Source organism: Brevibacillus invocatus, from assembly GCF_003710915.1.
GTDB classification, from domain to species: domain Bacteria; phylum Bacillota; class Bacilli; order Brevibacillales; family Brevibacillaceae; genus Brevibacillus; species Brevibacillus invocatus.
On sequence record NZ_RHHR01000074.1, the window covers coordinates 1 to 455 of the forward strand.

1 protein-coding gene is annotated in these 455 nt (G+C 52.3%); it reads left to right on the forward strand.

Features of this window, described 5'->3' with window-relative positions:
• On the forward strand, positions 1-432 hold a 432-nt coding region (locus tag EDM52_RS23715; protein ID WP_122911367.1), incomplete at its 5' end, for an SDR family NAD(P)-dependent oxidoreductase.
• Positions 433-455: the final 23 nt, after the last annotated feature.

Sequence of the window (455 nt, forward strand, 5' to 3'; positions counted from 1 at the left end):
AGCATGTTCCTTTGCTGCAAAGCGGTGATTCCTCAGATGCAAAAACAGCAGAAGGGATCGATTGTCAACCTCGGCTCCATCTCTTCTTTTGTCGGACAGGAAATGATGGGCAAAAGCACGGTGCTGTATAACCTGACGAAGGCAGGGGCGCTCCAATTGACCCGATCGTTGGCGACCCGCTATGCAGCAGAGGGCATCCGCGTGAATGCGATTTGCCCAGGTGCCACGCGCACCAATCAGATCACAGAAGAGCATACCCAGAACGCAGTAACGATGGACCAGTTCTGGAAAATCGCGGGTGACTCGCATCCGATGGGAAGGTATGGGGAACCCTCCGAAATCGCAAACGGAATCTTGTTCCTGGCATCAGATGAGTCTTCGTATATGACCGGTGCGCCTTTGGTGATTGACGGTGGATATCTCGCACGATAAAGATAGGTATGAAAAACCCAGTG